At 69.3% G+C, this 26365-nt stretch carries 23 protein-coding genes and 1 tRNA gene; 10 read left to right on the top strand and 14 right to left on the bottom strand.

Annotated elements, in window-relative coordinates; all coding sequences use genetic code 11:
- Positions 1-130: 130 nt before the first annotated feature.
- A complete protein-coding gene (locus HPO96_RS15055) occupies positions 131-1990 on the bottom strand; it encodes an acyl-CoA dehydrogenase C-terminal domain-containing protein (protein ID WP_171674065.1) in 1860 nt (619 codons plus the stop codon).
- Positions 1991-2073: 83 nt separating this feature from the next.
- Between HPO96_RS15055 and HPO96_RS15050 the strand changes: the two genes are divergently transcribed.
- Entirely contained in the window at positions 2074-2595 is a 522-nt protein-coding gene (locus HPO96_RS15050; protein WP_171674064.1) for a histidine phosphatase family protein, read from the top strand.
- Here the strand turns inward: HPO96_RS15050 and HPO96_RS15045 are convergent.
- The 3 genes from HPO96_RS15045 to HPO96_RS15035 all read right to left on the bottom strand — a co-directional run bounded on the left by HPO96_RS15045 (position 2592) and on the right by HPO96_RS15035 (position 5461).
- The gene (locus HPO96_RS15045) at positions 2592-3506 is read right to left on the bottom strand and encodes an endo-beta-N-acetylglucosaminidase H (RefSeq protein ID WP_171674063.1); all 915 of its coding nucleotides are present in this window, start codon (positions 3504-3506) and stop codon (positions 2592-2594) included. The genes HPO96_RS15050 and HPO96_RS15045 overlap by 4 nt on opposite strands.
- A gap of 102 nt (positions 3507-3608) precedes the next feature.
- Entirely contained in the window at positions 3609-4964 is a 1356-nt protein-coding gene (locus HPO96_RS15040) for a hypothetical protein (protein ID WP_171674062.1), read from the bottom strand.
- Positions 4961-5461: a SigE family RNA polymerase sigma factor gene (locus tag HPO96_RS15035; RefSeq protein WP_171674061.1), complete on the bottom strand. Its 501-nt coding sequence runs from the start codon at positions 5459-5461 to the stop codon at positions 4961-4963. Before HPO96_RS15035 ends, HPO96_RS15040 begins: the two co-directional genes overlap by 4 nt.
- A 98-nt stretch (positions 5462-5559) precedes the next feature.
- Here HPO96_RS15035 and HPO96_RS15030 point away from each other — a divergent pair, with 98 nt between their 5' ends.
- From HPO96_RS15030 to HPO96_RS15010, 5 genes are read left to right on the top strand one after another with little or no spacing between them, the layout of a single operon-like run.
- Complete coding sequence (locus HPO96_RS15030) at positions 5560-6732, top strand: anhydro-N-acetylmuramic acid kinase (RefSeq protein ID WP_171674060.1); 1173 nt, start codon at positions 5560-5562, stop codon at positions 6730-6732.
- A gap of 5 nt (positions 6733-6737) precedes the next feature.
- Positions 6738-7256, top strand: coding sequence for an AAA family ATPase (locus HPO96_RS15025; protein ID WP_337796641.1), 519 nt, complete (start codon positions 6738-6740; stop codon positions 7254-7256).
- Positions 7257-7316: 60 nt separating this feature from the next.
- A complete protein-coding gene (locus tag HPO96_RS15020) occupies positions 7317-8507 on the top strand; it encodes an MFS transporter (RefSeq protein WP_171674059.1) in 1191 nt (396 codons plus the stop codon).
- A 32-nt stretch (positions 8508-8539) separates the two neighbouring features.
- Positions 8540-9133, top strand: coding sequence for a DJ-1/PfpI family protein (locus tag HPO96_RS15015; RefSeq protein ID WP_202885968.1), 594 nt, complete (start codon positions 8540-8542; stop codon positions 9131-9133).
- Positions 9133-9609, top strand: coding sequence for a MarR family winged helix-turn-helix transcriptional regulator (locus tag HPO96_RS15010; RefSeq protein ID WP_171674057.1), 477 nt, complete (start codon positions 9133-9135; stop codon positions 9607-9609). The genes HPO96_RS15015 and HPO96_RS15010 overlap by 1 nt, the downstream gene beginning before the upstream one ends.
- Here the strand turns inward: HPO96_RS15010 and HPO96_RS15005 are convergent.
- From HPO96_RS15005 to HPO96_RS14995, 3 genes are all read right to left on the bottom strand, one after another.
- Positions 9587-12088, bottom strand: coding sequence for a polysaccharide lyase family 8 super-sandwich domain-containing protein (locus HPO96_RS15005; RefSeq protein WP_171674056.1), 2502 nt, complete (start codon positions 12086-12088; stop codon positions 9587-9589). The genes HPO96_RS15010 and HPO96_RS15005 overlap by 23 nt on opposite strands.
- 82 nt (positions 12089-12170) lie before the next feature.
- On the bottom strand, positions 12171-14243 hold the full coding sequence (locus HPO96_RS15000; RefSeq protein WP_171674055.1) for a DUF8094 domain-containing protein: 2073 nt from the start codon (positions 14241-14243) through the stop codon (positions 12171-12173).
- A 252-nt stretch (positions 14244-14495) separates the two neighbouring features.
- Positions 14496-14569 (bottom strand) — tRNA-Gly (locus HPO96_RS14995).
- 388 nt (positions 14570-14957) lie between these two features.
- On the opposite strand from HPO96_RS14995, the gene HPO96_RS14990 reads away from it, so the two are divergent.
- Entirely contained in the window at positions 14958-15395 is a 438-nt protein-coding gene (locus HPO96_RS14990) for a MarR family transcriptional regulator (protein ID WP_171674054.1), read from the top strand.
- Positions 15396-15578: 183 nt separating this feature from the next.
- On the top strand, positions 15579-16154 hold the full coding sequence (dcd, locus tag HPO96_RS14985) for a dCTP deaminase (protein ID WP_171674053.1): 576 nt from the start codon (positions 15579-15581) through the stop codon (positions 16152-16154).
- A gap of 60 nt (positions 16155-16214) precedes the next feature.
- Here dcd and HPO96_RS14980 read toward each other — a convergent pair whose 3' ends face one another.
- From HPO96_RS14980 to HPO96_RS14965, 4 genes are all read right to left on the bottom strand, one after another.
- Entirely contained in the window at positions 16215-17732 is a 1518-nt protein-coding gene (locus tag HPO96_RS14980; RefSeq protein WP_171674052.1) for a hypothetical protein, read from the bottom strand.
- A 110-nt stretch (positions 17733-17842) separates the two neighbouring features.
- Entirely contained in the window at positions 17843-18073 is a 231-nt protein-coding gene (locus tag HPO96_RS14975; RefSeq protein ID WP_171673776.1) for a hypothetical protein, read from the bottom strand.
- A gap of 39 nt (positions 18074-18112) precedes the next feature.
- Positions 18113-18946, bottom strand: a complete 834-nt coding sequence (locus tag HPO96_RS14970) for a DUF4097 family beta strand repeat-containing protein (protein WP_171674051.1) — start codon at positions 18944-18946, stop codon at positions 18113-18115.
- On the bottom strand, positions 18943-19731 hold the full coding sequence (locus tag HPO96_RS14965; protein WP_171674050.1) for a hypothetical protein: 789 nt from the start codon (positions 19729-19731) through the stop codon (positions 18943-18945). Before HPO96_RS14965 ends, HPO96_RS14970 begins: the two co-directional genes overlap by 4 nt.
- Positions 19732-19848: 117 nt before the next feature.
- Here HPO96_RS14965 and HPO96_RS14960 point away from each other — a divergent pair, with 117 nt between their 5' ends.
- Together HPO96_RS14960 and HPO96_RS14955 are read left to right on the top strand one after the other, a co-directional pair.
- Positions 19849-20625, top strand: a complete 777-nt coding sequence (locus HPO96_RS14960) for an SDR family NAD(P)-dependent oxidoreductase (protein ID WP_337796640.1) — start codon at positions 19849-19851, stop codon at positions 20623-20625.
- 219 nt (positions 20626-20844) lie between these two features.
- Complete coding sequence (locus HPO96_RS14955) at positions 20845-21534, top strand: hypothetical protein (RefSeq protein ID WP_171674048.1); 690 nt, start codon at positions 20845-20847, stop codon at positions 21532-21534.
- Between the two features lie 199 nt (positions 21535-21733).
- Here the strand turns inward: HPO96_RS14955 and HPO96_RS14950 are convergent, their stop codons facing one another.
- The 3 genes from HPO96_RS14950 to HPO96_RS14940 all read right to left on the bottom strand — a co-directional run bounded on the left by HPO96_RS14950 (position 21734) and on the right by HPO96_RS14940 (position 26313).
- A complete protein-coding gene (locus HPO96_RS14950; RefSeq protein ID WP_171674047.1) occupies positions 21734-22543 on the bottom strand; it encodes an SCO4651 family lipoprotein in 810 nt (269 codons plus the stop codon).
- 86 nt (positions 22544-22629) lie between these two features.
- Positions 22630-24780, bottom strand: coding sequence for a (Fe-S)-binding protein (locus tag HPO96_RS14945; protein ID WP_171674046.1), 2151 nt, complete (start codon positions 24778-24780; stop codon positions 22630-22632).
- Between the two features lie 81 nt (positions 24781-24861).
- Entirely contained in the window at positions 24862-26313 is a 1452-nt protein-coding gene (locus HPO96_RS14940) for a helix-turn-helix domain-containing protein (protein WP_171674045.1), read from the bottom strand.
- Between the last annotated feature and the right edge of the window lie 52 nt (positions 26314-26365).

Below are 26365 nucleotides of genomic sequence, written 5' to 3'. Positions count from 1 at the left end.
AAGCCAGGGGCGCGCCGTGTGCACACGGGACGAAACGCTGCTACACCGAACCGGTCTTTGGGAAGGCCAGATCGTGGGGCAGATCGATCTGCCCCGGGATGCCCCGAAACCCTGACAGGTAAGGGATTCCTCAGAACGCGGACTCGGGCAGGTCCATGATGTCGAGATCGGTCAGCTCGGCCTTGATCCGCTCGGCGCGGACCGACGGCATCGTGGACCGGACGAACCACTGGGCCGCGGCGATCTTGCCGGTGTAGAAGTCCTGGTCGGCCGGCGAGAGCTCGCCGCCCAGCTTCTCCAGCGCGACCTCGGCCTGGCGCAGCATCAGCCACGAGCAGACGACGTCGCCGAGCACGAACAGCAGCCGCGAGGTGTTCAGCGCGACCTTGTAGACGTTGCGCGGGTCGCCGTTCTCGGCCTGCGGGTTGCCGGCCATCAGGGCCTGGCCCATGATGCCCAGCAGCTTCTGGGTGTCCTCGAGCCCCTTCGCGAGCAGGCCGCGCTCCTCCTTCAGGCGGCCGTTGCCGGCCTCGGAGGCGACGAAGGCCTGGATCTGCTCGGCCAGGTGGCCGAGGGCCTTGCCCTGGTCCTTGATGATCTTGCGGAAGAACAGGTCCTGACCCTGGATCGCGGTGGTGCCCTCGTAGAGGGTGTCGATCTTGGCGTCGCGGACGTACTGCTCGATCGGGTAGTCCTGCAGGAAGCCGGAGCCGCCGAAGGTCTGCAGCGACTCGGTGCCGAGCAGCGTCCAGGACTTCTCCGAGCCGTAGCCCTTGACCAGCGGCAGCAGCAGGTCGTTCACGCCTTCGGCGACCGCGTCGTGTTCACCGGCGTACCGGGCCTGCTCGGCGCGGTCCTGGTAGGTGGCGGTGAAGAGCACCAGCGAGCGCAGCGCCTCGGCGTACGCCTTCTGCGTGAGCAGCGAACGGCGGACGTCGGGGTGGTGGGTGATCGTGACCCGCGGCGCGTCCTTGGCCGGGTTGGTCAGGTCGGCGCCCTGGACGCGCTCCTTGGCGTAGTCGAGCGCGTTCAGGTAGCCCGACGACAGCGTCGCGATGGCCTTGGTGCCGACCATCATTCGCGCGTACTCGATCACCTGGAACATCTGGGCGATCCCGTCGTGCACCTCGCCGAGCAGCCAGCCCTTGGCCGGGACGCCGTCGCCGAAGGTGAGCTCGCAGGTCGTGGAGACCTTGATCCCCATCTTCTTCTCGACACCGGTGACGAAGGCGCCGTTCCGCTCGCCGGTCAGCTCGCCGGTCTCCAGGTCGAAGTCGAACTTCGGGACGATGAACAGGCTGAGGCCCTTCGTCCCCGGACCGCCGACGCCCTCGACGCCCTGCGGGCGGGCCAGCACCAGGTGCACGATGTTCTCGGTCATGTCGTGCTCACCCGAGGTGATGAACCGCTTGACGCCCTCGATGTGCCAGCTGCCGTCCTCCTGCAGAGTGGCCTTCGTGCGACCCGCGCCGACGTCGGAGCCGGCGTCCGGCTCGGTCAGCACCATGGTCGCGCCCCAGCCGCGCTCGATCATGTGCTGGGCGATCTTCTTGTCCCGGTCGATGCCGTTGCGCCACAGTACGTGCGCGAAGTTCGGCCCGGCGGCATAGATGTGGACGGCGGGGTTCGCGCCCAGGATCATCTCCGCGGCGGCCCAGCGCAGCGACGGCGGCGTCGGCTGACCACCCAGCTCCGGCGGCAGCTCGAGCTTGTACCACTCGGCGTCCATGTAGGCGTGGTAGCTCTTCTTGAACGCCTCCGGCATCCGCACCTCGTGCGTCTCCGGGTCGAACACCGGCGGGTTCCGGTCAGCCTCCTCGAACGAAGCCGCCACCTCGTTCTTCGCCAGCCGATCGATCTCCCCCAAGACCTCACGCGCCGTCTCGACGTCCATCTCGGCATACGGCCCCTGCCCGAGCACCTCGCCCCGACCAAGAACCTCGAGCAAATTGAACTCGATGTCCCGCAGATTCGACTTGTAGTGGCTCACAGGGTTCCCCTTCGAACTTTACTCGCCAGTAACTTAAGTATATACCGACCAGTAACGAAGGCAAAGCGGATTGACTGTCACGAATGGGGACACGGTTGATCTACGAGACGCACGCCACGACGCTCGACAACGAGAGCGGCCACGCGACGGGGTGGCTGCCGGGGGAGCTGTCCGAGCGCGGGCGGCGGGAGGCGGTCGAGCTGGGCGAGCGGCGTCGGGGCGTCGACGTGGTGTTCAGCTCGGACCTGCGGCGAGCCGTGCAGACGGTGGAGCTGGCGAGGCTCGGCGTACCTCATCTGCAGGACTGGCGGCTGCGCGAGTGCGACTACGGGGAGCTGAACGGCGCTCCGGTGGACGCGCTCGGGGTCAGGGCCGAGCGCGTCCGTACGGGGTACCCCGGTGGGCAGAGTTACGGCGGGATCGTCGAGTTGATGCGGTCGTTTCTCGACGATGTCAGGCGAGGGTACGACGGGCGGGTGGTGCTGGTGGTGGCGCACAGTGCTCAGCGGTGGGCGCTCCAGCATCTGGTGGGTGGTGGAGCGCCGTTGGCCGAGGTGATTGCGGCGCCGTTCGGGTGGCGGCCGGGGTGGGAGTACGAGCTCTAGGGGGTGTAGAGGGTGTTGGTGCCGTAGAGCTTCTGGGTGATGGCGGAGAGGTAGGTGGAGGTGTTGGACTCGGTGAGGTTGTAGGTGAGGAAGACGCCGTAGCCCTCGTCCATGGTGCGTTGGGCGAGGCTGGCGGCGGTGGACTGGCTGGTGGCGGTGTAGGAGACGGCCGCGGGGGAGCGGAGGGCCTTGGAGGTGGGGCCGCTGGGGACGGTCCAGGTGCCGTACCAGGGGTTCCAGGAGTAGTTGAAGGTGTTCGCGATGCTCTGGCCGTTGTAGGAGAGCCGGTCGGAGGCGGGGCCGATGTCGTAGAGGGTGATCAGCTTGTCCGGGCCGAGCTTCTGGCGGAGGGCTTGGACCAGGTAGACGAAGGAGTAGGCGTTCGGCTGGCCGGTGCCGTTCTTGCCGTACTCGACGTACTCGTCGTCGAAGTCGATACCGTCCAGGCCATACGTCGTCACGGCGTTCGCGAGCTCCTGGGCGAACGCGTCGGCGGAGGCCTTGTCCGGGAAGTTCGCGAAACCGGCGCCCTCGTGGTTGCCGAGGATCGACAGCACGACCTTGATGCCCTTGTCCTGCAGCGGCTTGATCTGGGTCTGCCGGTTGTTCAGGACGTTGGTCACCTGCGCGTTGAAGTGCAGGTAGGCCTTCCGGGTGGTGGTGTTGAAGTTGATGTTCGCCGCGAAGATGATCGCGACGTCGATCGCCGGGGCGCCGGTACTGGCCAGCTTGTACTTGCCGGCGCTCAGCATGCTGTGGTCGTTCACCTCGATATAGGCGACCAGCGTCGGCTTCTTCGCGGCCCGGCGGGCGGCGTGCGCGGGCAGTGCCGAGGCACCGGTCGCGGCCACCGCGGTACCGGCGGCGAAAGCTGACAGCAGGGTCCTTCTCCGCATGAGCTCAGAACTCATTCGATCGACTCCTTGTCAAGGGTGGGCGGTCCGCCAGACCGGCTGTACTAAACCGGTATAGCGGACCGATCATCGATCGAGCCCGAACCCAGTGTCAAGGGGTCACGGGAGCGTCACCGGCAGGAACGAGTCCTCGAGTTTCGTCCGGGCCTCGACGTTCGCGCCGGCCGGCACGAACAGCGCGTTCTGGGTGCCTGCGCTCCAGGCCCCGCCCCCGACCCGGTAGGACAGGACGCCGTCCTTCTGCGCGAGCACCCAGCCGAGGTTGTCCGGCAGCTTGATCCGGACCGGCGTGACGTCCTCGCCGAACTCCGCCGAGACGACCTTCGGCCGACCGTTCTTCGGTACGACGACGGCGTACGCGCGGGTCGGCTCGTCGTCCAACTGGCGCTGGCCGAGGTAGATCTCGGTCCGGTCGGGAGTCATGCCGTAGCCGACCCAGGTGCCCTTCTGCTCGGCGAAGTACGGCCAGAACTTCGCCTTGGCGAGCCCGTCCTCGAACTTCGCCCACGCGCCGGCCTGCAGTGTCTCGGCGCGCGGCGACATCGCCCAGGACTCCGGTTTCGAGGTGACCCACATCCGCCGGTCGGGCTCGAACGGGCCCTTGTTGTCCTCGGGGGTGACATAGCCCGTGAATGCGATCCGCTGGTCGGCCGGGCCGACGGCAGGCAGCGTCGAGATCGACAGGTCCTCCTCGAAGGCGCCCTTGGGCAGCGCGGTCACGCTGACGCCGTCCTTGAAGGTCAGCGGGGTGAACTCGCGCCGGCTGCTGGCGCCGTCGGCAGAGTACACACGACGCGGCGACAAGCCGGTCTTCTTGCCGACGTCCAGGACGACGAGGCTCTGGGGGCCGTCCATCCCGGCCATGAACCCGGTGGTCAGCGGCATCCCGGCGGCCGCGTACCGCGCGGTCAGAACGTGGAACTCGTCCCGCACGTCGGCGCCGATGAAACCGACCACGGTGTGCGCGCCCTCGCGCTCGAGTTTGAGGCCGTTGCCGTTGCGCAGGTTGGCCCGCTGGGCGACGATCGCGGCCGGCCCGCTCGCCGTGGTGCCCACCCAGTAGACCTTGGGCTCGCCCTGCAGGTCCTTGAACAGCCCCGCGCCGTTGCGCTGCGAACCGTCGCGGGTCTTCTGCCAGGCCTCCAGAGCCTTGGTGATCATCTCGTCGTTCGCCAGGTCACCGCGGGTCGCACCCTTCAGCAGGAAGCCGTACGGGTCGCTCGTGGCGGTCTCCCCGGCGACCGGAGCGTCGGCGAGGTTGTTGTAGACGGCCGGCCCGGCGACGGCGACGGCGCCGACGGCCAGCACGGCGAGCGCGCTGATACCGGCGGTGGTCAGGCGCCGGCGGCGCAGCCGGCGGGTGCCGCCCTGGCGGGCGCGGAGGATCAGGTCGTCATCGGCGTGCACGTCGTCGACCGAGAGGCGCAGCCGTTGGTGGAGTTCGGTCTCGGTCATCGCAGTCCCTCCAGGAGTGCGGGTTCGGTGATCAGGCGCAGGCGGTCGAGGCCGCGGGAGGTCTGGCTCTTCACGGTGCCGATCGAGCAGTTCAGCGCTTCGGCCGTCTGGGCCTCGGTCAGGTCTTCGTAGAAGCGCAGGACGATCACCGCGCGTTGCCGCGGTGGGAGCTCCTGCAGGGCGGCAAGCAGTTGGTCGCGGACGGCGTACGCGTCGGAGCCGTCCGGGGCGCCTCGGTCGTGGTGGTCGGCCAGCGCGACCTCGGGTTTGCGGCCCTTGGTCCGCCAGCGGTTCGCGGCCAGGTTGGCCAGCGTCTTGCGGGCGTAGGCCTCGGGTGCGCCGGTGCTGATCCGGCGCCAGTGCACGTAGACCCGTTCGTACATCTCCTGGACGAGATCCTCGGCCGCGGCCCGGTCTCCCGTCAGCAGGACCGCGGTCCGCAGCAGCCGGGTCGCGCTGCCGCGGACGAAGTCGTCGAATTCGCTTCCGCGAGTCACCCGTCTACCCTCCTGGTGAGCTGTTCTGGTACCGAGAATGACACCGGGCAGGTCCGGAAGGTTGAGTCGCGACAGACCTCGGGAGATGCTGGGCCGCTATGCGAGTGATCGGGTTGATGTCCGGGACGTCGTACGACGCGATCGACGCGGCGGCGGCCGATCTCCGCCTGGACGGGGAGCAGTTGGTGCTGACGCCGCTCGGGTTGCTGAGCCAGCCGTACCCGGCCGAGTTGCGCCGGGCGCTGGCCGCTTCGTTGCCACCGGCAAGTACGACGTTCGAGCAGGTCTGCCGGCTGGACACCGGGATCGGGCAGGCCTTCGCCGGGGTCGCACGGCAGGCGGTCGAGCAGCTGACCGGCGGGTACGCCGATCTGATCGTGTCGCACGGGCAGACGGTGTTCCACTGGGTGGACGGCGGGGCAGTGCACGGAACGCTCCAGCTCGGGCAGCCCGCCTGGATCGCCGAGGCGACCGGCGTACCGGTCGTGTCCGACCTGCGGACGAGGGATGTCGCGGCCGGTGGGCAGGGAGCGCCGCTGGTGAGCGCGTTCGACGTGCTCTGGTTACGCGGGCGGCCCGGCGTACCGATCGCGCTCAACCTGGGCGGGATCGCCAACATCACCGTAGTGGCGGGTGAGCCGCTGGCTTTCGACACCGGCCCGGCGAACGCGTTGATCGACGCCGTCGTCGCGGAGCTGACCGGTGGGCGGCTCTCGTTCGACGCGGACGGCGTGATGGCTGCGCGCGGCAGGGTGCACGAGGAGCTGTTCGCGCGGCTGCTCGCTGAGCCGTACTACGCGCTGCCCGCGCCGAAGAGCACCGGTAAGGAGCTGTTCAACCTCGCCTACCTCGCTCGGATGCTGGAGGGCCTGCCGGAGATTCCCGCGGACGATCTGGTCGCGACGGTCACCGCGCTGACGGCCCGCACGGTCGCGGACGCCGTCCGGCAGTACGGCGGGACTGAGGTGATCGCCTCCGGTGGCGGCACGCGGAACCCGGCGCTGCTGCGGATGCTCGCCGCTGAGCTCGGGCCGGTGCCGGTCCGCAGTACCGACGAGCTGGGGGTGCCGTCCGCGGCCAAGGAGGCGTATGCGTTCGCCGTCCTCGGCTTCCTCACCGTGCACGGGCTGAGCGGGACGGTCCCGAGCTGCACCGGTGCGCGGCACTCGAGCGTGCTCGGATCTATCACTCCGGGCCTTGCCGGTGTGCCGCACGTCTCGCCCGATGTCCGCCCTCCCGCGAGCCTTCTGGTCAACAGCGCGCCACACTAGTCCTCGTGACGAGGTTGTTCGTGGTGACAGGTGCGCCCGGAGCCGGGAAGTCGACGGTGGTTCCGGAGCTGGTCCGGCTGAATCCGGGCAACTTGGTGGTGATGGACATGGACGAGCTGCTCGACGATCAGGGCCGGCTGCTCGGGATCAGCATCGCCAGTGCGACCGCGGCGCCGATCTGGCCGGCGTACAACGCGCTCTGGTTGCGGATCACCGAGCTGATCCGCCGGTCCGGCATCCCCGTCCTGTTGCTGACGCCGGGGCTGCCCAGCGAGCTGCCAGAGGGCCGTTGGCTGCACCTCGACTGTCCGGACGTCGTCCGGCGGAAACGGCTGGCGGGCCGCGGCTGGCCGCACGACCGAATCGAGGACGCCGTCGCCGACGCGGAGCAGATGCGCAAGTTCGTACCGCGCTCGGTTCGCGGCGATGTGGCGCCGGAGCGCTGTGCGCGCTCGATCCTGGACTGGATCCGCGGCGAGCGCTTCGGCAAAACCCTCAACCTCTGGACCCGCTTCCGCGGCTAAGGCCCCGACTAGGGAAGAGTCCTGATGCGCGGGCCCACCTCAGGCCCGCAGATTCAGGGCATGCCCACGACGACAGAGCTCGACGAACCGCGGTTCCGCGATGCGCTGCGCCGGCTGCCCGGGCGGGTGTGGATCATCAGCCTCGGGATGCTGGTCAACCAGGTCGGCAACTTCCTGCCCGTGTTCATCGTGCTCTACCTGACCCAGCGCGGGTACTCGGCCGGCGCCGCCGGGCTCGTGCTCGGGGTATCCGGCGTCGGGAAAGTGCTCGGCAACGCGATCGGCGGCTACCTCGCCGACGCGGTCGGCCGCCGCTGGACGATCGTGCTCTCCGCCGTCACCACATCCGCCCTGACGGCCACTGTCCCGTACGTCGGCCCGTACGCCGTTCTGGTCGCAGTCGTCGGGCTGATCGGGATCACCTCGCAGGTGTACCGGCCGGCCGCGGCCGCCGTCCTGGTGGACGCCGTGGCCACCAAGCGGACGCGGATGGCCGCCTTCGGCGTGTTCCGGTTCGCGCAGAACGTCGGCGCCGCTCTGGGCGGGGTGATCGGCGGCGTACTCGCGGCGACGTCGTACGTCGAACTGTTCCTCGGCAACGCGGCCGCCTGCCTGCTCTTCGGCGTGGTGATCGCGGTCCTGCTGCGAGAGCCGCCGCGAGTGCGGGCGGACGCGACGACCGAGGAGGCCGGCAGCTACCGGCAGGCCCTCAGGGACCGAGTGCTGGTCCGATTCCTGCTGATGACACTGGTCGCCGAGTTCGTCTACATCCAGAGCAACGTCGGCCTCCCGCTGCACGTGAGCGATGTAGGCCTGAACGCCCGCGACTTCGGCCTACTGATCGGCCTCAACGGCCTACTCGTCCTGGCTCTCGAGCTCCCGACGACAGCCTTCGTCTCGCGCTTCCGACCGGAGTACGTCCTGGCCATCGGCAACCTCCTCACCGGCCTGGGCCTCGCCCTCACCGGCCTCACCAACGGCATGGCCGTACTAGCCGTCACCGTCTTCATCTGGACCACCGGCGAGATGCTCTACAGCTCCGTAGCCATGGCCTACCTAGGCGGCCTCACCCCACCCGGCCTAGCCGGCCGCTACCAAGGCGCGTACGGCGTCGCCTACACCATCGGCGCCGGCGCCGGCCCCCTCCTGGGCGGCGCCCTCTACACCACAACCCCCTGGGCCCTCTGGCTGGCCGTAGCCACCGCCGCCCTCCTAGCCACCCACCTCAGCCTCCCCCGCCGAAACTATTGACAACATGTTGTCTTGATGACAGTATGTTGTCTATGAAGACGGTTTATGTGGGTGTTTACGAGACGTGGGCGGACTGGGAGATCGGGCATCTGCTGGTTGAGTTGCGGACGGGGCGGTTCACGGGGGAGGAGTGGCGGGTGGTGACGGTGGGGGAGACGGTTGAGCCGGTGGTGACGATGGGTGGGTTGCGGGTGGTGCCGGAGGTGGCGCTGGCTGAGGTGAGTGGTGGGGATCTGTTGGTGCTGGCGGGGTCGGCGCAGTGGGATGAGGGCGGCGGGGACGGGTTCGTGGAGTTGGCCCGGCGGTTCTTGGCGGCTGGGGTGCCGGTGGCGGCTATTTGTGGGGCTACGGCTGGGTTGGCGCGGGGTGGGCTGCTCGATGAGCGGAAGCACACGAGCGCGGTGAAGGAGTACCTGCTGGGCACCGGGTACGCGGGCGGTGACAACTACGTGGACGCGCGGGCGGTCGTGGATGGGGATCTGATCACGGCTGGGCCGGATTCGCCGGTGCAGTTCGCGCGGGCGGTGCTCTCGCGGCTCGGGCTGGCGGATGAGGCCAAGCTGGAGGCCTACGAGGGCGTCTTCCATCGGGGCGACCCAGCGGCGTACGCCGGGCTCGTCGGCTGATGACTGTTCCACCGCGGGCGGAGTGGCCCGAGCTGGCTGCGGAGACGGAAGGTGGCGCGGCGCTGACGGACGTCATCCTCGCCACCTTCCGGCTGAATGCGCGGCTGCTCGAGGCCGCGCAGGAGCTGGCCGCGCACGGGGAGCTGACCGCCGCTTGGTGGCAGGTCCTCGGCGGCGTCCTCGATGAGCCGCGCTCGGTCGCCGACGTCGGGCGGATCATGGGCGTCAGCCGGCAGGGCGTGCAGCGGATCGCCGATCTGCTCGTCGAGCGCGGCCTGGCGGAGTACCGGGCGAACCCGGCACACCGCCGCGCCAAACTGCTCGCGTGCACCGAGGCCGGCTACTGGGCGATCCGGCAGGTCTCGGTCGCCCAGCATCCGTGGGCGGCCGAGCTGAGCACTGCGGTCGACGTTGCTGACTTGCGGACGACGCTCGCCACCATGCAGGCCCTGATCACCAGGCTCGAAGGAGCTTGATCGGCAGGCTCGCGCCGTACGTGTGCCGGGTCGTGAATGTCAGTCGCGTCCCGGTCAGCGTCCGCACGACCTGTACGCCGGGCGTCGGCGCGGCCGCGCGTAAGTACTGCGCCCACAGCGTCACTGTGATCGTGTCGCGCGCGGTGGTCGGGTCGGAGACCGCGACCTCGACCTGACCACCGGCGCCGCGGCGGACGAGTACGGACGCCGGCCCGTCGATGCTCATTCCGGGCAGCTGATGCTGCCCGCGGGTGAAGGTGTTCGCCGCGGTCAACCGGAGCCCGAGATGCTGGACGGCCTGCATCCGGGTGGTGTTCGCGAGGACGCCGAGCCGTCCGTGCCGGTAGGCCTGGAGTGCGGATTCCGTTGCGTTGGGCACCAATGCGTAGGCGAGCGTTCGGGTCGCGCCGGCCGGTTGGGTCGCGGTCAACCCGAAGACCTGCTTGGTGACCTGGGTGTCCGGGTTCGACGTCCGGATCACCCGGCGGCTGCGCGTCACCGACTGCAAGCTCACGTGCACTTCACCCGGCCGCAGGAAGTAGTAGCCGACGGCAACACCGTCACCGGCGTAGCGCAGCCAGCGCGGGTCGACCGCGCCGACTCCCGACCAGCTGTCGCCGTTTCGGCGTCCGCCGGTGATGGTGAGGGCTGCTGCCGGCGCCGCGATCCGGGTGTCGAGGGTGGTGGTGACCGCGCGATCGGCGTCCCCGACCCCGGCCGCGAGGACGACGATCTCGTCGTCGAACAGGAACCAGGACTTGGTCGCCTCGGCGTTGCGGTAGCTGACGAAATCGCTCGGCAACCCGGCGCGATGGGCGTAGGCGAAGTCGTCGGACTGGACCCACCCGGCGACGCCGTACGTGCCGAGGGTCGCGCCGCCGGAGTACGCGTTGGTGCCGGTCGGGAAGTAGACGTAGCTGTTCTGCGCCTCGGACGACGGCGTGAACTCCGGCGGGCGGTCGTAGTACGCCGTCCCGTACAGCTCGGGAATCGAGCGACGGGTCTCGACCGGCGCGGTGACGCCCGCGAGTGCGTACGGCGAGACGGTGGTGAAGTAGTCGACGCCGTACGACCTGGTCTGGTCCTGGCCGCTCAGGTAGAGGTAGTGCGCGCCGTCGCCCTGGAACCAGGGCAGCAGGTTCTCGCCGCTCATGTACTCGTACTTGCTGATCCGCTCCGAGTTCCGCGCCAGCGCGAACGCGTAGCCGGGCCGCCGGTGCACGGTCCGGTCCATCGCGTTGTACGCCGTACTGCTCGCGGCCGGGTTCAGATCGGCCGGCACGATCGCCGGATCGGCCTTGAGGTCGGCGAACCGGGCGATGCTGACCGGGGAGACGAACGAGTTCGGGTTGATCGTCGGGCGCGCGGTGTACTTCGCGAACGCCTTCAGCCGGGCCGCGTCGGCAGTCGTGGCGTAGTCGGCCAGATCGACGACGGCCTCGACGATCACCGCGACGTCGTCGTACCCGGTGCCGGGCCGGGAGACCGCGCGGCCCTTGACGATCTCCATCATCCAGCCCTCGAAGATCAGCGGGGCGAACCCGTGCTCGACCCAGCCGTTGACGACGCCGACCAGCTCGTCGGTGCGCGCGTACGGCGTCCCGTCGAGGATCTTGATGGTCTGGACGACCCGGCTGAGCAGGGCCTTGCCGTACGAGCCGGTGTACGCGACCGAGGCGTGCTGGAGGAACGAGCCGTCGGCGTAGTACCCGTCGGTGACGCCGTGCTGCAGGTTGTACGGGTCGATGGTGGCGAAGACGGTGAACTGGTCCTGCAGGGCCTTCTGGATCCGGGCGTCGTCGCCGAGCAGCGCGCCCTGGAGGACGCGGTTCGCGGTGATGTCGACCAGGTTCGCGCCGGTGTGGAAGCGGGAGTCGAGGTTGACGTCGCCGTTCGTCCCGTTGCGCAGGTAGGCGTCCATCGAGCCGACATACAGCGTGATGAGCTCGGCCGGGGCGTCGATCAGCGCGAGTGTCTTGGAGACGTAGGTGGAGATGCCGATCTCCCAGGTGAACCAGTTGCCGTAGTAGCCGCGGGACTGGTCGCCGTAGTAGGTCGCATGCAGCCAGGTCAGCTTGTCGGCGATCCGGGCGCGCAGTTGCTCGTTGCCCTGGAGGTCGGACGCCGGGCCGGGGCGGCGGTAGGCGAGCGCGAGCTCGTACAGGTGCTGGTACGACGCGCTCAGGTTGGGGTCGCTGGTGCCGAGGGGGAGGCCGGCGAACAGCTCGCCGGAGCCGGCGCGGTCCATCGCGGCCAGCCAGGTGCGGGCGGTGGCGTCCAGCGCGGTGAGTTTGGCGGCGACCTCGGGTCTGGTGTTCGAGGCCGCCGTACCGGCGTAGATCGCGATCGCGTTGCTCAGCAACAGCCCGGCCCCACCCGGGGCGTCGGTGGCGGCACGGGCGGGGCGTACGGGGTGCACCGCGCTCAACAGCGCGGTGGCGGGGACGAATGACAGCAGGTGGCGGCGGCTGATCTGCACTGGTACTCCCGGGCGAAGGGGAAAAACCTCACCCTGGGAGTCAATCAGCCGTAACTAACCTCCGGCAAGCGCTTACAGTGACTTATGTGCCCCCGGCGCCGACCAGTTGGCCGTCCATCGAGAGGATCCGGATCGGGCCGCCGGTCGACTTGGCCGGGATGATCAGCGCGACCTGGTGCAGGTAGTCCTGGTGCAGGGTCTGGGTGTACTTGACCATGCTGCTGAACGCCGTCGCCTCGCCGCTGGTCCAGTAGGCGTTCGAGCCGGGCTCGACGCGCTGCAGGTACTGCTCGGTCAGACTCAGAAAGACCAGCGCCTCGCCGTCGGCGGTGATGAACGCCGTCTGCCGGCCGGTCGACTTGAAGGTGTCCGTCGCGCCGGCGATGTACGGCTCGGCGACGTCGGAGACCTTCGCCTTCGCCCGGAGCTCGAGGAGCTTCGTCGTCCCCGGGGAGGGGATGAACAGCTTCGACTGCGCGGACTTGGCGCCGCCGGTCAGGTACGCCGCCAGCGTCGCGCCGACCGCGGACGGCTGCGTCGCCAGACTGGCCAGATCAGCCTTGGTCGGCGCGCGCAGCCCAGTCATCGACGGCAGATCGATCGTGCTCCCCGGGTAGACCGAATGGGTGAGCAGCCAGGGCGCGCCCGCGCTGTCGCGCTCCCAGACGCCGAGCTGGCGGGTGTCCGGAGCGCCCGAGACGCCCGAGGTGACCACGAACCGCATCGGGTACGCCGTGAACTCCGGCGCCCCGACCTGCGGATCGGTGAACGCGAACGGTTTCTCGGTCACCTTGCGGGCGGCGTCCAGCTTGCGGCCGATCTGGTAACCGGCGCGGGTCTGCGCGAGCGTCGGCTCGGACTCGATCGTCGCGGCCAGCTTGTCGTCGCGGCTCTGGTTCGCCTTGTTGTTGAGCTCGTTGTACTTCGCGACCACGGCCTGCGCGTCGGCGAGCGTGATCGCCGGCCGATGGTCCACCGTGCTCAGGCTGTTCTTCGGCGGCATCAACCCGCAACTCGTTGTCGTCAGCAACAAAGCCCCACTCGCCAGCAGCGCCGCCGTCCGCTTCACCGCCTCATCGCTCTTCACGAACTCCGGCGACTCCCGCAACGGCACCGGCGCCTCCCCGCCGGCCGGTACGTCGGCGCCCGGTACGTCGGCGCCCGGGCGAGCCTCGGGTACGTCGGCAGCGGGTGCGGTCAGCGCGGCGCGCGACTTGGCCCGGGCCACCGCGGCGGCGGACATGAACATCGGCGCCGCCGGAATCGGCGAAGCAAGCGGCCGCACCGCAGCCGCATCAGCCGGAACACGATCAGCAGGCGCCGCCGGACTCGGCGTCACCTCTGCCGTCAGATCGACGGCCGGCGGCTCGTCAACTGGCGCGCGGTAAGCAGGTACATCCTCGGGCGCCGCCCGCATCGGAGTCTTGGCTTCGGACACGGTTCGCGCCGAGCTGGAGGCCGAGGGGGTTTCCGGCTGCGGGGTGGGGGCGAAGGGGGAGGTGAGGACTGCTCGGGTGGGGACTGGGGTGGCGGTGGGTTCTTGGGCGGCTTGGGGGGTGCGGCGGAAGGCGAGGGTGATGCCGAGGGTGAGGGCGGCGAGGCCGGCGCCGAAGATGAGCAGGCTGATGCCGAAGGAGCGGTGGATCTCGATCCCGAAGCGGACGTCGGCGTCGACGGCGGGGGTGCCGTCGGCGTTCATCACGACGACGGAGTACCGGCCGTCCTGCATCGGCCAGGCGATCGAGCGCGCGCCGGCGCCACCCGATTTCGCGACCCACCAGTCGAGCTCGCCGGGCGGGGTCAGCTTGTTCTGCAGGCCGCGCATCGTCTGGGTGCTGATCGTGGACGGCGCGTCGTACCGGATCACGCGGGTGGTGGCCGAGCCGGCCAGGTAGTCGGTGACGTCGAGATCCTGCGCGATCCCGACGAACAGCGGCTTGGCGCCGGCGGCGTCGACATGCAGCACCGGGCCGTGCCGGTCGATCAGCTCGGGGGCGGTGACGACGGCCAGTCCGGAGCTGCTCAGGCCCCGGTCGCCGGTGGAGATCGTGTTGTCCGGGCCGATCAGCCAGAACGCGGCCGCGGCTCCGGCCACGGTGGCCAACAGGCCGATCAGGGTCAGCAGCAGGCCCAAGACGGTGCGGGCGAAACGCATGAAGAGGCTCCCGTTGTACGACGAGCCCGGTCACGGACGGGTGGACCGGACAACGAGCTCGGCCGCGGGGCCGGTCGGGGCCCCGTACTCCACCCGCTGACCTGACTAACTGATCCCCTACGAATCTGTTACGACTGGATCACTAACTGAGAGTGTCTCCATTAATCTGTCAATCGTTTGAACCAGCCGCTGACCAGCAAAAAGGCCCGGACCGAAAAACTTCGGACCGGGCCCAACTTGTGCGGACAAACCTGGAGCGGGTGACGAGAATCGAACTCGCACTGTCAGCTTGGGAAGCTGATGTTCTGCCATTGAACTACACCCGCGCGCCGCCACTTGGGCGAGCAGGGAAGAGCATAGCCGATGGGTGGGGGCGCGGGCGCGCCGGGTCCGGCGCGGCGGGGGCAAGTCGGCCGATCCGGCCCGATCGGAGGTCCGTCGGCGGCCGGAGGGTGACGTGGCCCAAGTTGTTGCGCGGTCAGGAGCTGGTCGGCAGGAAGATGCCGAATGCATCGAAAAGGCGGCCGCGAGCGGTTTGCGCCGGGGGTTCCGGGGCAGTTTTCCACAAAGGGTCCGCCAGGGACTGGGCAGGCCCGGCATCTTCTGGCAGATTAGAACGCGTTGCCGGGGGCAACATTTGACGCAACGTGAGGATGCGGTCCTTGCCGGGACCGGACAAGATGGTTGCGGGGCAACTGGATGAAGGGGTGAACGGTGGCAACAGACGCAAGTGACGCGCTGGAAAACCTGGAGAAGGAGCTCGTCACGTTGGCGCGCCGGCTGCGTGGTCTGCAGCGGACGCTGTCCGACGAGGCACATCCGGATCTGGAGCCGGCGCAGTACGCGTTGCTCAACCACGTCGAAGAGCTGGCGCCGGTGCGGATGGCCGACCTGGTCGCGGCGCTCGAGGTCGACAAGGGTCCGGTCAGCCGGGCCTGCGCGCGTCTCGAGGAGGAGGGACTGCTGAAGCGGGCGGCCGACAAGACCGACGCGCGGGCGACCCTGCTGACGCTGACCGCGGCCGGTAAGCGCAAGCTGGCCTCGGCCCGGAAGAAGCGGCACAAGGTGATCGAGGACCTGCTCAAGGACTGGTCGCCGGCTCAGGTGAAGACCTTCGCCACCCAGGTGTCGAAGTTCAACAAGCTGGCCTGAGCAGGAGTTCGTTGCCTCAGGCCCGGGGTTCCGGGCCGCTGAGGAACAGGTCTGGTGGTGTGTCACGCCGGGGAGCTGAGGGCCCCGGACGATCCACCACCAGCCACCTGTCCGGTCGCCGACCGGCCCGCCGCGGGTTCGGTCCGCTGGGCGGGAGCAGGGCGCGCTTGCTACCGTGCCCTCGTGCTGCTCTCCGACCGTGACATCCTGGCCGAGCTCGACGCGAAGCGCGTCCAGCTGGATCCGTTCGACGCCGCGATGGTGCAGCCGTCGAGTGTCGACGTCCGCCTCGACCGCTTCTTCCGGGTGTTCGAGAACCACAAGTACCCGCATATCGACCCGGCCGAGGAACAGCCCGACCTGACCCGGATGGTCGAGCCCGAGGGGGAGGACCCCTTCATCCTGCACCCGGGCGAGTTCGTGCTCGGCTCGACGTACGAGCTGGTGACGCTGCCCGACGACGTGGCCGCCCGGCTCGAGGGCAAGTCCTCGCTGGGCCGGCTCGGCCTGCTGACGCACTCCACCGCCGGCTTCATCGACCCCGGCTTCTCCGGGCATGTGACGCTGGAGCTCTCGAACGTCGCCACCCTGCCGATCAAGCTCTGGCCGGGGATGAAGATCGGCCAGCTGTGCTTCTTCCGGCTGTCGTCACCGGCCGAGCACCCGTACGGCTCCGCGAAGTACGGCTCCCGCTACCAGGGCCAGCGCGGGCCGACGCCGTCCCGCTCGCATCAGAACTTCCACCGCACCGACATCTGACCAGCAACGACGAAGGCCCCGGGAGGCGACTCCCGGGGCCTTGTCAGTTGTCAAAGAAACTCAGGCGGTCGGCTTCAGCGTGACGAGGATCTTCTCGTTCTTGAAGTCGTTGCCCCCGGCCCCCTGCAGGTAGGCGCCGCCGTACTGGGTGACGGCATCCGGAGTCCGGACGCCGAGCTGGTTGTTGTAGAGCGACAGATCCGAACCCCAGGCGACCGCCGGGTCGGTGGCCGGATCGATACTCGGCGCGGTCGTCGAGGCATCCGGCGTCGGGGACCAGTGGCCACTGGCCGACTGCGTCGGCGTGGAGCTCGCGCCGGGCACCTTGGCCAGCGGGATGTCCTGGCCGTCGGTCGCGGTCAGCGCGATCGGCTGGTTCTGCGCCTGGCCGTAGATGACGCCGTGGAAGGCGGCGCTCACGATCGGGACGACGCGGCTCGCCGACTCGGATGTGTAGCCCCAGGCCTTCTTACCGGTGGTGTCGTCGATCCCGACGATCTCGTCGGTGCCGCCGTTGGCGCCGGTCGAGCAGACGACCGCGGCGGCCTGATCGCCGAGGCATTTGTAGAAGTACGCCTTGGTGTTCGCCAGCGCGGGTTTGATCTCGACGACGGCGCCGGTCGCGATGTCCACGGAGTACAGCACGTTGTTGTAGGTGGTCGCGGCGGTCTTCGGATCCGACTGGTAGGTCGACCCGCTGAGGTAGGCGCGCTTGGCGCCGTGGCCGGCGGTGTTCAGGTCGTTCTGCTTGGTCGGGATCGTCTTGCTGATCTTGCCGGTGGCGCCGTCGGCGACGACGATCGCGCTGTCGGTCGCGTTCGTGCCCCGGCTGGCCTTCCCCGCGACGACGACGCCGTTCAGAACGCCGGCGGCCGCGACACCCGGGATACCGGTGGCCTTCTGCGTCTTCGGGTCGGCGAACACGGTCAGGTCGTCGAGCGGTTTGCTGCCGCCGTCCGGATCGACGGCGATCGCGATCTGGCCGGTCGCGGCGTCGTACGCCTCGGCGTAGATGTTGCCGGTCTGACCGCCGGGGCCGAGGATGCTGCTGGCATCGAACGTCGCTTCGGCGATCTTCTTGCCGTCGGCGGCGTCGAGCCACTGGAACAGCACCTGACCATGGGCCTTCTGCGTGCCGCCGCCGCTGTTGGACTGGCTGTACACAATGCCGACGACGTCTTTGCCATCGAGGGTGAGCGGCATCGGCTTGCTGTGGCTGGTGGTCTTGATCGTGTCCGGCGACTCCGACGACGGCGTCGTCCACGGCTCGCGCTGCGCGGCGATGTGGTAGCCCTTGAGGCCGCCGTCACCCGAGAGCAGCGCCGTCTGGCCGACCATGCCCGCGCCGTACGAGTACATGTCCTCGACGCCGACGACATCGGGCGCGCCGAACGCGGAGGCGGTGGTGAAGTCCTTGGGCGGGTCAAAGGCGGCGACCGGCGGGGCCTGCGGGGTCGGCGGTGTTTCACCGCTCTTGCCGTCGCCGCCGGAACCCTTGTCATCCGCGCCGCCGCAGCCGGCGAGCAGGACGATCAGGGTGGCGGCGGTGGCGACGGCCTTGGCTGTCGGACGCTGCATGGTGGTGCTCTCCCGAGGTCGACCGAAGTGATCGCTTGAAAACCTAGCAGTGCGGCCGGTCGCCCTCGGTAGTTATCCACAGGCATTGCACGAAGCTGCAACACAGCACCTCAGCGGACGACGGACAGCCCCCGGCCGGGCTGCTGCGGACGAGCGTGCCGGGCCCGGCCGGCGGGTTCGGCGAGCGGCTCCAGCCGGTCGGCCAGCCGCCGCAGGGCGATGGCCAGACCGTGCCGGGCGCCGCCGTCGGCGGGGCGTTCCTGGTGTGCCGCCCGGGCCTCGGCGGCCCGGATCTGGTCCGCGACGCGGTAGCGCGCGACTTCCTGCTGTTCGCTGATCATGACGTGCTCCCCTCGGTGTTCCCCGTGCGGAAAAGGTGGTCAGACCTTGACGACGGTGATGTCGCCGGAGACCGTGCGGGCCCGCAGCATCAGCGACCGCTCGTCGCTCGCGGGCTTCTGGCCCGGCTGCAGCTCGCACCGGATCCGCCCGGTGACCGTCTTCAGGTCCAGGTACGTCGGTACGCCGTCCGGCACGCCGACCCGGACGTCGCCACGTGCCGTCTCGGCCTGGATGCTCGGCCCATCGGCCACCTCGACGACGACGTCACCCGAGCCGGAGGTGGCGATCGAGTGATCGCGGATCCGCTCGATGGTGATGTCACCCGAGCCGACCTTGATACTCGCCTGCCCGGCCGCGTCGCCGACCCGGACGTCACCGGAGCCGGTGCTCAGCCCGATGGCCGCGCCGACCGCGGCGATGTCGATCGACCCCGAGCCGGTGGTGCCCTTCGCCGTACCGCTGACGTTGCCGACGCGGACGTCGCCACTGCCGGTGCGGACCGCGAGGTCGCCCTCGACGTCCTGCAGGCGGACATCGCCGGAGCCGGTGACCACCCGGGTGGCGCCGACCGGGACCCGGGCGGACAGATCGCCGGAGCCGGTCTGGACCCGCAGCTCGACGACCGCCGGGGTGGCGATCCGAACGTGGATCTCCGGCCCGCGGCGGGTGGCGTACCGCCGGTCCTTACGCTGTTCGACGATCAGCTCGCCGTCCGCGATCTCGAAGCGGACGTCGTCCTCGTCGGCGCCCTCGACCTCGAGGGTCACCTCGGCCTCGGCGCCGTCGGTGGGGACCAGTTCGATCTCGCCGGAACCGATGTCGATCCGGGCCTTGCCGATCTCGCCGGTCAGGGTGCCCGTGAAGCCGCTCATTCGGCCCACCCCGTGAAGCTCTGGCCCGGACCGTGGTGGCCGCGTCGGTGCTCCCGGTCGCCACCCCGATCGCCGCGGCCCTCACGCCGCCGGTCCCGGTCGCCGCGGCGGCCCTCCCGGTCGCGATCGCGCCGGCCGCGCTCCGGGCCGAACACGCCCTCTTCGCCGAAGGGGCCGTCGGGGCCGAACACGCCGTCCGGTCCGAAGACGCCGTCCGGACCCAGGGGGCCGTTCGGGCCGAGCGGGCCGTCGGGGCCGAACATGCCACCGCCGCGCGGGGGACGCGGCGGCCGCGGCGGGCGGCCCGGGCCACGGCGGCCGCGGCTGCTCTCGCTGAGCTCGGTCATCACCGTGCGCATCAGCCACGCGTTCGAGGAGATGCCCTCGGCATTCGCGGCCTCGTCGACCTTGTTCTTCACCGACATCGGCAGCCGCAGCGTGATCCGCGCGGTCGGCTCGTCGGCGTCCAGGGCCAGGTCGGGGGCCTCGGAGTCGTCGTTGTCGTCTTCTTCGTCCACCTCGTCGGGGCCGGTCAGCTGGCTCGGCGCCGGCGTGACCACGAACTCCGGGCGGCCGCCGGCCATCCGGAGCTCCACCGACCCGGGCGACAGCTCGCGGCTGATCTCCCCGGCGGCATCGGACAGGGCTGAGATGAGGGCCAGGCGGCCCGCGTCATCCAGCGTGGCTCCGAGGCGCTGGGCCACGGAGCGAGTTTGGTCGTCGGCCAGGGCGGTGGCGTTCTCGACGCTCCGCCGGACCGACTCGAGGTACAAGTCGAGTTCCATGACGCCAACTATGACGTCATTGTGACGTCACTGTCAACCCCGATGCCGTCATGACCCCGTCGAAGGCCAGGATGGGAGACTCGGAGACCGGGAGGAAATGTGTCCAGAGGTGTTCTCGTGACCGGGGCGTCGCGCGGGGTCGGAGCGGCGGTCGCGGCCGCCTTCGCCCAGGGCGGCGATCGGGTCGTCCTGCACTGCCGCGGCGCTGTCGAAGAAGCCGAGCGGGTCCGCGCCGGGCTGCCGGGTGACGGGCATGCGGTGTTGACGGCGGATCTCGGTGATCCGGCCGCAATCCCTGTCCTGGTTGACGAATCGGCTCGCCTGCTCGGGCGGATCGACGTCCTGGTCAACAATGCCGCGCTGTTCGTCGCCGAGCCGGTGGCCGGCTCGCGCCGGATCGGTCACCCGCTCGCCGAGACGTCGTACGAGGAGTGGGTCTCGGTCTGGCGGCGGACGCTCGCCGTGAACCTCGAAGGCACCGCCCACGTCACCTGGTGCGTCGCCCGGCACATGCTCGACGTCGCGCCCGCGGACGGCGTCCGGCGCGGCGCGATCGTGAACGTCGGCTCCCGCGGCGCCTACCGCGGTGAGCCCGACATGCCCGGCTACGGCGCCGCCAAGGCCGGCGTCCACTCACTCGGCCAGTCCCTTGCCGTCTCCCTGGCGCCCCATGACATCACCGTGACGTCAATCGCCCCCGGCTTCATCGCCACCGACCTCACCGCCGCCATGCTCGAAGGCCCCGCAGGCGACGCCATCCGCGCCCAGAGCCCCTTCAATCGCACCGCCACCCCCGAAGAAGTAGCCGCCGCCATCCACTGGCTAGCCTCCACCCCCGCCACCTGGGCCACCGGCGCCGTCCTCGACTACAACGGAGCCAGCTACCTCCACTGAGCGAAGGCATCGCATGACCGACCAGCCGCTGACCACGCGCGCCATCGCCGTTCCCTTTGGGCTCCTGCTCTTCGTGCTCGTCAGGCCGGCCCTCCGGCAGGAGGAGCGAAGCGGCGGGCTACGGTCGCGCTGCGCCGGTGACCGCAGTCCTGCCGCCCGCGATGCCGAGCCTCGACTTCAACTGACAGCACTGAGCTTGGCGAGATTTACGATGAGGCGATGAGCCTGGGCGTTGTGTTCGCGATCCTGCTTCCGGTGGTCCTGCTGCTCAACGTCCTGGTGTTCCGCGTCTCGACGCGGCGGGGTCGCGCTCGGCGTGAGCGGGCGATTGCGGAGACCGGCTGGTCGAAGGTGGCGATGAACGCCTGGGTGCGCGAGAGTGTCCGAACCGTCTTTCCGTTCGCGATACCCGAAGCTGTCACGGTCGGCACGGTGCACGGCCGGGAAATTTTCGTCGTGGACTGCATGCATGTCAGGTACGGAATGACTTTGGGCCGCGGCGCGCGGTTCAAGAAGCAGCCGCACACAGCGCACGTCGTCCTGCTGCCGCTGCCGGTCGAGCTGCCGCCGATCGTCGTCTCGAAGCAGTACTTGGTCAACCACCGCCCGAATGAGTGGCGCTCCGGGAATCCAGCCTTCGACGAGCGATTCGACGTCCAGTCCAGCGACCGCAACTACGCTTCGGCGCTGCTGGCACCGGGGCTGGTCGACTGGATCCTGCGCAACCCGGCGCTCCAATGGCGTATCAGCGGCAACGCGCTCATCGGCTGGAACGAGTATCGCTGGACACCGGCCGGCGCAACCGGCATGGCCAATGCCCTGCGTGGTGTCGCGGACGCCATCCCGGCCCAGGTTCTGCAGAGCTACGGCCGCCCTGCGCCGCCGATCAGCGCATCGGCGGGGTGGTGATGGTGACTGGTTGTTGTAGTCGGAGAGGGTTGGTACGTAGCTCAGGCCGGGCTGCCCTGGGCCTTGAACGACTTCAGGGTGTTGACGGTGTAGGTGTAGCGCTGGGTTTCCTCGCCGACGACCGTCTCGGGGCCGGCGTACCGCAGGCTGACGACGCTGTGGTCGAAGGCGGGCGCGGCGGTGCGGCGGCGGTTCGTGGCTACCGCTTGACGATCTTGTTGGCCGGGGGTGCGGTGATGGTGACCGGCTTGTTGTAGTCGGACATGGTCATCTCCATGGCGACGCCGCCGAGGTCGAAGGTGAGGCGGCGGACGAGATCGTCGGCGTCCATCCACATCGTGTAGGCGAGGGTCTTGGGGAGGTCGCTCGCCTTGACGCCGGCGGGGAGCTTCTTGCCCTGGAGTTTGAGTGCTTTCAGGGTGTCGACCGTGACGGTGTAGCGGTCGAGCTGCTGGCCGGCGACCTTTTCGGCGCGGACGAACTTGACGTTGACCATGCTCTTGTCGAAGGACTTGAAGATCTTGGTCGGGTCGCCGCCCTGCAGCAGCTCGTCCAGCTCGGCGGCGCTGCCGGCCTTGGTCTTGACCCACTTACCGGCCGGGGTCGCGCCGGGGATCGAGGCGTAGAACGCGCCGCCGGCCACGATCACCTTCGCGGCCTGCTCACCGAACGCCGGGCCGGACAGCTGCATCGACATCGCGGGCGGGTTGGCCGTCTGGATGCCGGTGATCGTCATCGCCGTCGTCCCGCCGACCGTCATCTTCCCGACCGTGCGCCACGACTTCTGTTTGGTCAGCGCCGAGTTCATCGCGGGTACGAACGTCACGCGGTTCAACCGAACAGGCGCAGTCGGCGTAACGACCTTCTGCGGCTCGGCAACGGGCTGCGAGGTGACCGGCACACTCGCGGCCGGGCCAGTGGCGGCCGGCTTGTCGGAGCCGCCACAGGCGGCGAGGCCGAGAGCGAGCGGCAGTGCTGCGGCCGTGGCGACGGCGGCGCGGAACTTCATGGTGCTTTCCTCCCCGGGTGGTACAAGACGGTGGATCTTATGGTCCGTACCACCTGAGGCGGAAGGTTTGTTGCACCTTGTTGCAACTACCCCCGCTTGACGGCGGCGAGGAGGAGTTGGGCGACGTCCTGGACTTCTACTTCTTCGCGGGCGGAGCCGTCGGCCTGCTTGGCGGTGAGGCCGTCGGACAGCATGACGCGGCAGAAGGGGCAGCCGGTGGCGATCTTGTCGGCGCCGGTCTCGACGGCTTCGGTCGTGCGGTTGACGTTGATCCGGCTGCCGATCTTCTCTTCCATCCACATCCGGGCGCCGCCGGCGCCGCAGCAGAAGGACTTCGTCTTGTTCCGCGGCATTTCGGCGTACTCCGCGCCCGGGATGATCTCGAGGAGTTCGCGCGGGGCGTCATAGACCTGGTTGTGGCGGCCCAGGTAGCAAGGGTCGTGGTAGGTGATCTTCTGGCCGTTGAGGGAGCTCTCGGCCGGGGCGACCGGGGTGAGTTTGCCGTCGCGGACCAGGCGGTTCAGCAGCTGGGTGTGGTGGATGACGTCGAGCTCGACGCCGAGCTGGGAGTACTCGTTCTTCAAGGTGTTGAAACAGTGCGCGCAGGTCGAGACGACCTTCTTGGCGCCGGTCTCCTTGAAGACCTCGGCGTTCTGCATGGCGAGCTGCTGGAAGACGAACTCGTTACCGGAGCGGCGGGCCGGGTCGCCCGTGCAGGTCTCGCCGTCGCCCAGGACGGCGAAGCTGACGCCGGCGATGTTCAACAGCTCGGCGACGGCCTGCGTGGTCTTCTTCGCGCGGTCCTCGTAGGCGCCGGCGCAACCGACCCAGAACAGGTACTCGACCTCTTCGAGGGTCTCGACGTCGGAGCCGACCTGCTTGACCTCGAAGGGCAGGTCCTTGGCCCAGTCCATCCGGCCGGAAGGGCTCATGTTCCACGGGTTGCCCTTGTTCTCCAGGCCTTTGAACAGCCCGTTGAGCTCGGACGGGAACGACGACTCGATCAGCACCTGGTAGCGGCGCATGTCCATGATCGCGTCCACGTGCTCGATATCGACCGGGCACTGCTGCACGCACGCGCCGCACGACGTACAGGCCCACAAGGCCTCCTCGTCGATGACGGCGACATCGGCCGCGCCGACCAGCGGCTTCTCCTGCTCGTCCAGCACCAGCTGCGCCAGCGACTTGCGCTCGTCGTCGGAGGAGGCCAGCAGGTACGGCGCTTTCGCGTACGCGTGCTCGCGCAGGTTCACCATCACGAGCTTCGGCGACAGCGGCTTCTCGGTGTTCCAGGCCGGGCACTGCGACTGGCAGCGACCGCACTCGGTGCAGGTCGTGAAGTCGAGCAGGCCCTTCCAGGTGAAGTCCTCGATCTTGCCGACACCGAGCGCGGCGTCCTCGTCGAGCTCGTCGATGTTCTCGAAGTCGATCGGCTCGCCCTTGACCATGATCGGCTGCAGCGCGCCGAGCGCCGTCCCGCCGGTCGCCTCGCGCTTGAACCAGATGTTCGGCCAGGCGGTGAACCGGTGCCAGGCCACGCCCATGGTCGCGTTCAGCGAGATCGTGATCATCCACGCGAACGAGATGACGATCTTGATCATCGCGACCAGGTAGACGGTGTTCTCCAGCGCGTGCTCGGACAGGCCGCCGAACAGGGCGTCGCCGACGAACCACGTGCTCGGGAAGTGGAACTTGCTGCCCGCGCCGAGCGCGTACTCCAGCCCGCGCAGCAACAGGATGCAGATCAGGACGCCGAGGATCGTGTACTCGACGTAGTACGCCTGCCAGCCGCGGGAGCCGAAGAACCGGCTGTAGCGGCCCTCGGAGCCACTCGGCAGATGCCGCAGCCGGATCGCCATCAGCCCGATGATCGAGACCAGGCCGGTCCAGGTCAGGAACTCGCTGACCCACTCGAAGACGAACCAGTGCCCGATGATCGGCAGCGCGAAGTGCGCGTCGAACAGCTGCCCGAAGGCGGTGACGAGGCTCAGCACCAGCCCGAGGAAACCGAACGCGACGAACCAGTGCAGGATGCCGATATGGCTCCACTGCAACATCCGCGTGTGGCCGAGGGTCTCCTTGGCTAAGGTAAGGCTTCGCTGACCTGGCTGATCGGTGCGCCCGGCCGTCGGCTGACCCAGCTTGATGACGGACACCAGGTGCCCGATCGTCTTGCCGAACAACGCGATGCCGACCGCGGCGATCGCGAGCGAGACGATGATGGCGAGGATCTGCATACCAGCGATGTTATTGGTTGGTTACTGGTGAGTCATGTCGATGCGGTCATGATCACGCCCGCGTGTTCCGTCTCACGTCGCTCACTCCGCCAACCGCTCCAATCGGGCCGAGACTACCGCCCGCCGTGGATCCGTCGCCGGGAGCCCGGCCGCAAGGGTCTCGAAAATCTCGAGATCCTCGGCTCCGGTCGGGGTCTGCGCGAACCGCCAGAGCAGGTCGGCGTCGGCACTTCCGAGTACGGCGCGGCGCAGGGTGGCGTCGAGCTCGTCCCGCTCGGCCCGGAGCGCGGGCGCATCCGAGCGGGCGAGCAGCGGCCCGGCGTACAGGTCGAGGGCGGCGCGGAGATCACCGCGGCGGACGGCGGTCTGGACGTCGGTGACGTCGCCGCTGACATCGGCGATGATCCGGTACGGCTTGGTGTCGAGGACGCCGCCGCCCAGCAGGTTCCGCAGTCGATGCATCTCGGCGCGGACGGTGGTCGGGTTGCCCTCGTCGCCGTACAGCTGCAGCATCAGCTGCTCGGCGGTCAGACCGGCCGGGTGCAGCAGCAACAGCGTGAGAACTTCGGCCCGACGCAAGGTCAGCGCGATCTCGCGGCCACCGACGACGGCGAGCGGCTGACCGGCGCCGAGCAGCTTGAGCCGCAACGACGGCCGCGTCCGCCGGATCGGCGTACCGGGGATGCGGAGTAGGTAGCCCTCGTCGAGCGGCTCGACCAAACCTTCGCGGCCGTCGCCCAGGTTGATCCGGTCGGTGTGCGGCGGCACGATCAGCCGATCCGGCAGCCATTCGAGCGGCTGGACGGCGAGCACCCGGCCGGACGGCGTCAACAGGGCGCCGGGGGAGTCGCCGAGTGCCATCAGGTGGCGCATGTTCCGGGCGCGCAGCTTCTCGTCGGCGGCCGCCATCCGGACCCGGAGCTGGCCTTCGGCGAGCTGGGCCGCGGCCGTGACGAGCGCGACCATCGCGGGGTGGACGGTCCGCAGCGGGCCGGAGACGTCGACCGCGCCGAGCAGCTTGCCGGTGTCGGGATCGTGGACGGGCGCGGCCGCACACGTCCATTCGTGGATCCGGCGGACGAGGTGCTCGGCGGAATGGATCTGGACCGGCTGCCCGACCGCGAGCGCCGTCCCCATCCCGTTGGTGCCGATCTGGTCCTCCGACCAGACGGCCCCCTCCGACAACGCGATCCGATCGGCCTGCCGGCGGACGGCGGCCGAACCCTCGCGCCAGAGGATCATGCCCTGGGCGTCGGTGACGATCATGATGTGCGTCGCCTCGTCGGCGATCGTGGTCAGCGTCTGCCGCAGCACCGGCAGGACGGCGTGCAGCGGATGCTCACCCCGGGCAGCTTCGAGGACATCGTCCCCGACGACGACCGGCGGCGCATCGAGCTCCGGGTCGACGGCGGCCGCGAGCGACCGCTGCCACGATGCGGCGACGAGTGGTCGCGGCACTCCCGGCATGCGGGCGCCACCGAGCACCTCGTCGTACAGCTCACTGAGCCGGCGCGCCTGCTCCGCCGCGTCCATCGCCTCACCTCGCGCTGCAACGTCCGTGCAACGTCGCACTCCGTAGATTCCG

It is taken from the genome of Kribbella sandramycini (assembly GCF_013131805.1).
Classification (GTDB): Bacteria; Actinomycetota; Actinomycetes; order Propionibacteriales; family Kribbellaceae; genus Kribbella; species Kribbella sandramycini.
This window is presented reverse-complemented; position numbering and strand designations above follow the sequence as displayed.

Excerpts from the sequence above, each read along its gene's own strand:
- HPO96_RS15030 (WP_171674060.1), top strand. The coding sequence starts at position 5,560 with ATGCGAGTGATCGGGTTGATGTCCGGGACGTCGTACGACGCGATCGAC.
- HPO96_RS14940 (WP_171674045.1), bottom strand. The coding sequence starts at position 26,313 with ATGGACGCGGCGGAGCAGGCGCGCCGGCTCAGTGAGCTGTACGACGAG.
- HPO96_RS14970 (WP_171674051.1), bottom strand. The coding sequence starts at position 18,946 with ATGAGCGGCTTCACGGGCACCCTGACCGGCGAGATCGGCAAGGCCCGG.
- HPO96_RS15020 (WP_171674059.1), top strand. The coding sequence starts at position 7,317 with ATGCCCACGACGACAGAGCTCGACGAACCGCGGTTCCGCGATGCGCTG.
- HPO96_RS15015 (WP_202885968.1), top strand. The coding sequence starts at position 8,540 with ATGAAGACGGTTTATGTGGGTGTTTACGAGACGTGGGCGGACTGGGAG.
- HPO96_RS14975 (WP_171673776.1), bottom strand. The coding sequence starts at position 18,073 with ATGATCAGCGAACAGCAGGAAGTCGCGCGCTACCGCGTCGCGGACCAG.
- HPO96_RS14950 (WP_171674047.1), bottom strand. The coding sequence starts at position 22,543 with ATGAAGTTCCGCGCCGCCGTCGCCACGGCCGCAGCACTGCCGCTCGCT.
- HPO96_RS15010 (WP_171674057.1), top strand. The coding sequence starts at position 9,133 with ATGACTGTTCCACCGCGGGCGGAGTGGCCCGAGCTGGCTGCGGAGACG.
- HPO96_RS14980 (WP_171674052.1), bottom strand. The coding sequence starts at position 17,732 with ATGCAGCGTCCGACAGCCAAGGCCGTCGCCACCGCCGCCACCCTGATC.
- HPO96_RS15000 (WP_171674055.1), bottom strand. The coding sequence starts at position 14,243 with ATGCGTTTCGCCCGCACCGTCTTGGGCCTGCTGCTGACCCTGATCGGC.
- HPO96_RS14955 (WP_171674048.1), top strand. The coding sequence starts at position 20,845 with ATGAGCCTGGGCGTTGTGTTCGCGATCCTGCTTCCGGTGGTCCTGCTG.
- HPO96_RS15040 (WP_171674062.1), bottom strand. The coding sequence starts at position 4,964 with ATGACCGAGACCGAACTCCACCAACGGCTGCGCCTCTCGGTCGACGAC.
- HPO96_RS14945 (WP_171674046.1), bottom strand. The coding sequence starts at position 24,780 with ATGCAGATCCTCGCCATCATCGTCTCGCTCGCGATCGCCGCGGTCGGC.
- HPO96_RS15050 (WP_171674064.1), top strand. The coding sequence starts at position 2,074 with ATGGGGACACGGTTGATCTACGAGACGCACGCCACGACGCTCGACAAC.
- HPO96_RS15045 (WP_171674063.1), bottom strand. The coding sequence starts at position 3,506 with ATGAGTTCTGAGCTCATGCGGAGAAGGACCCTGCTGTCAGCTTTCGCC.
- HPO96_RS14965 (WP_171674050.1), bottom strand. The coding sequence starts at position 19,731 with ATGGAACTCGACTTGTACCTCGAGTCGGTCCGGCGGAGCGTCGAGAAC.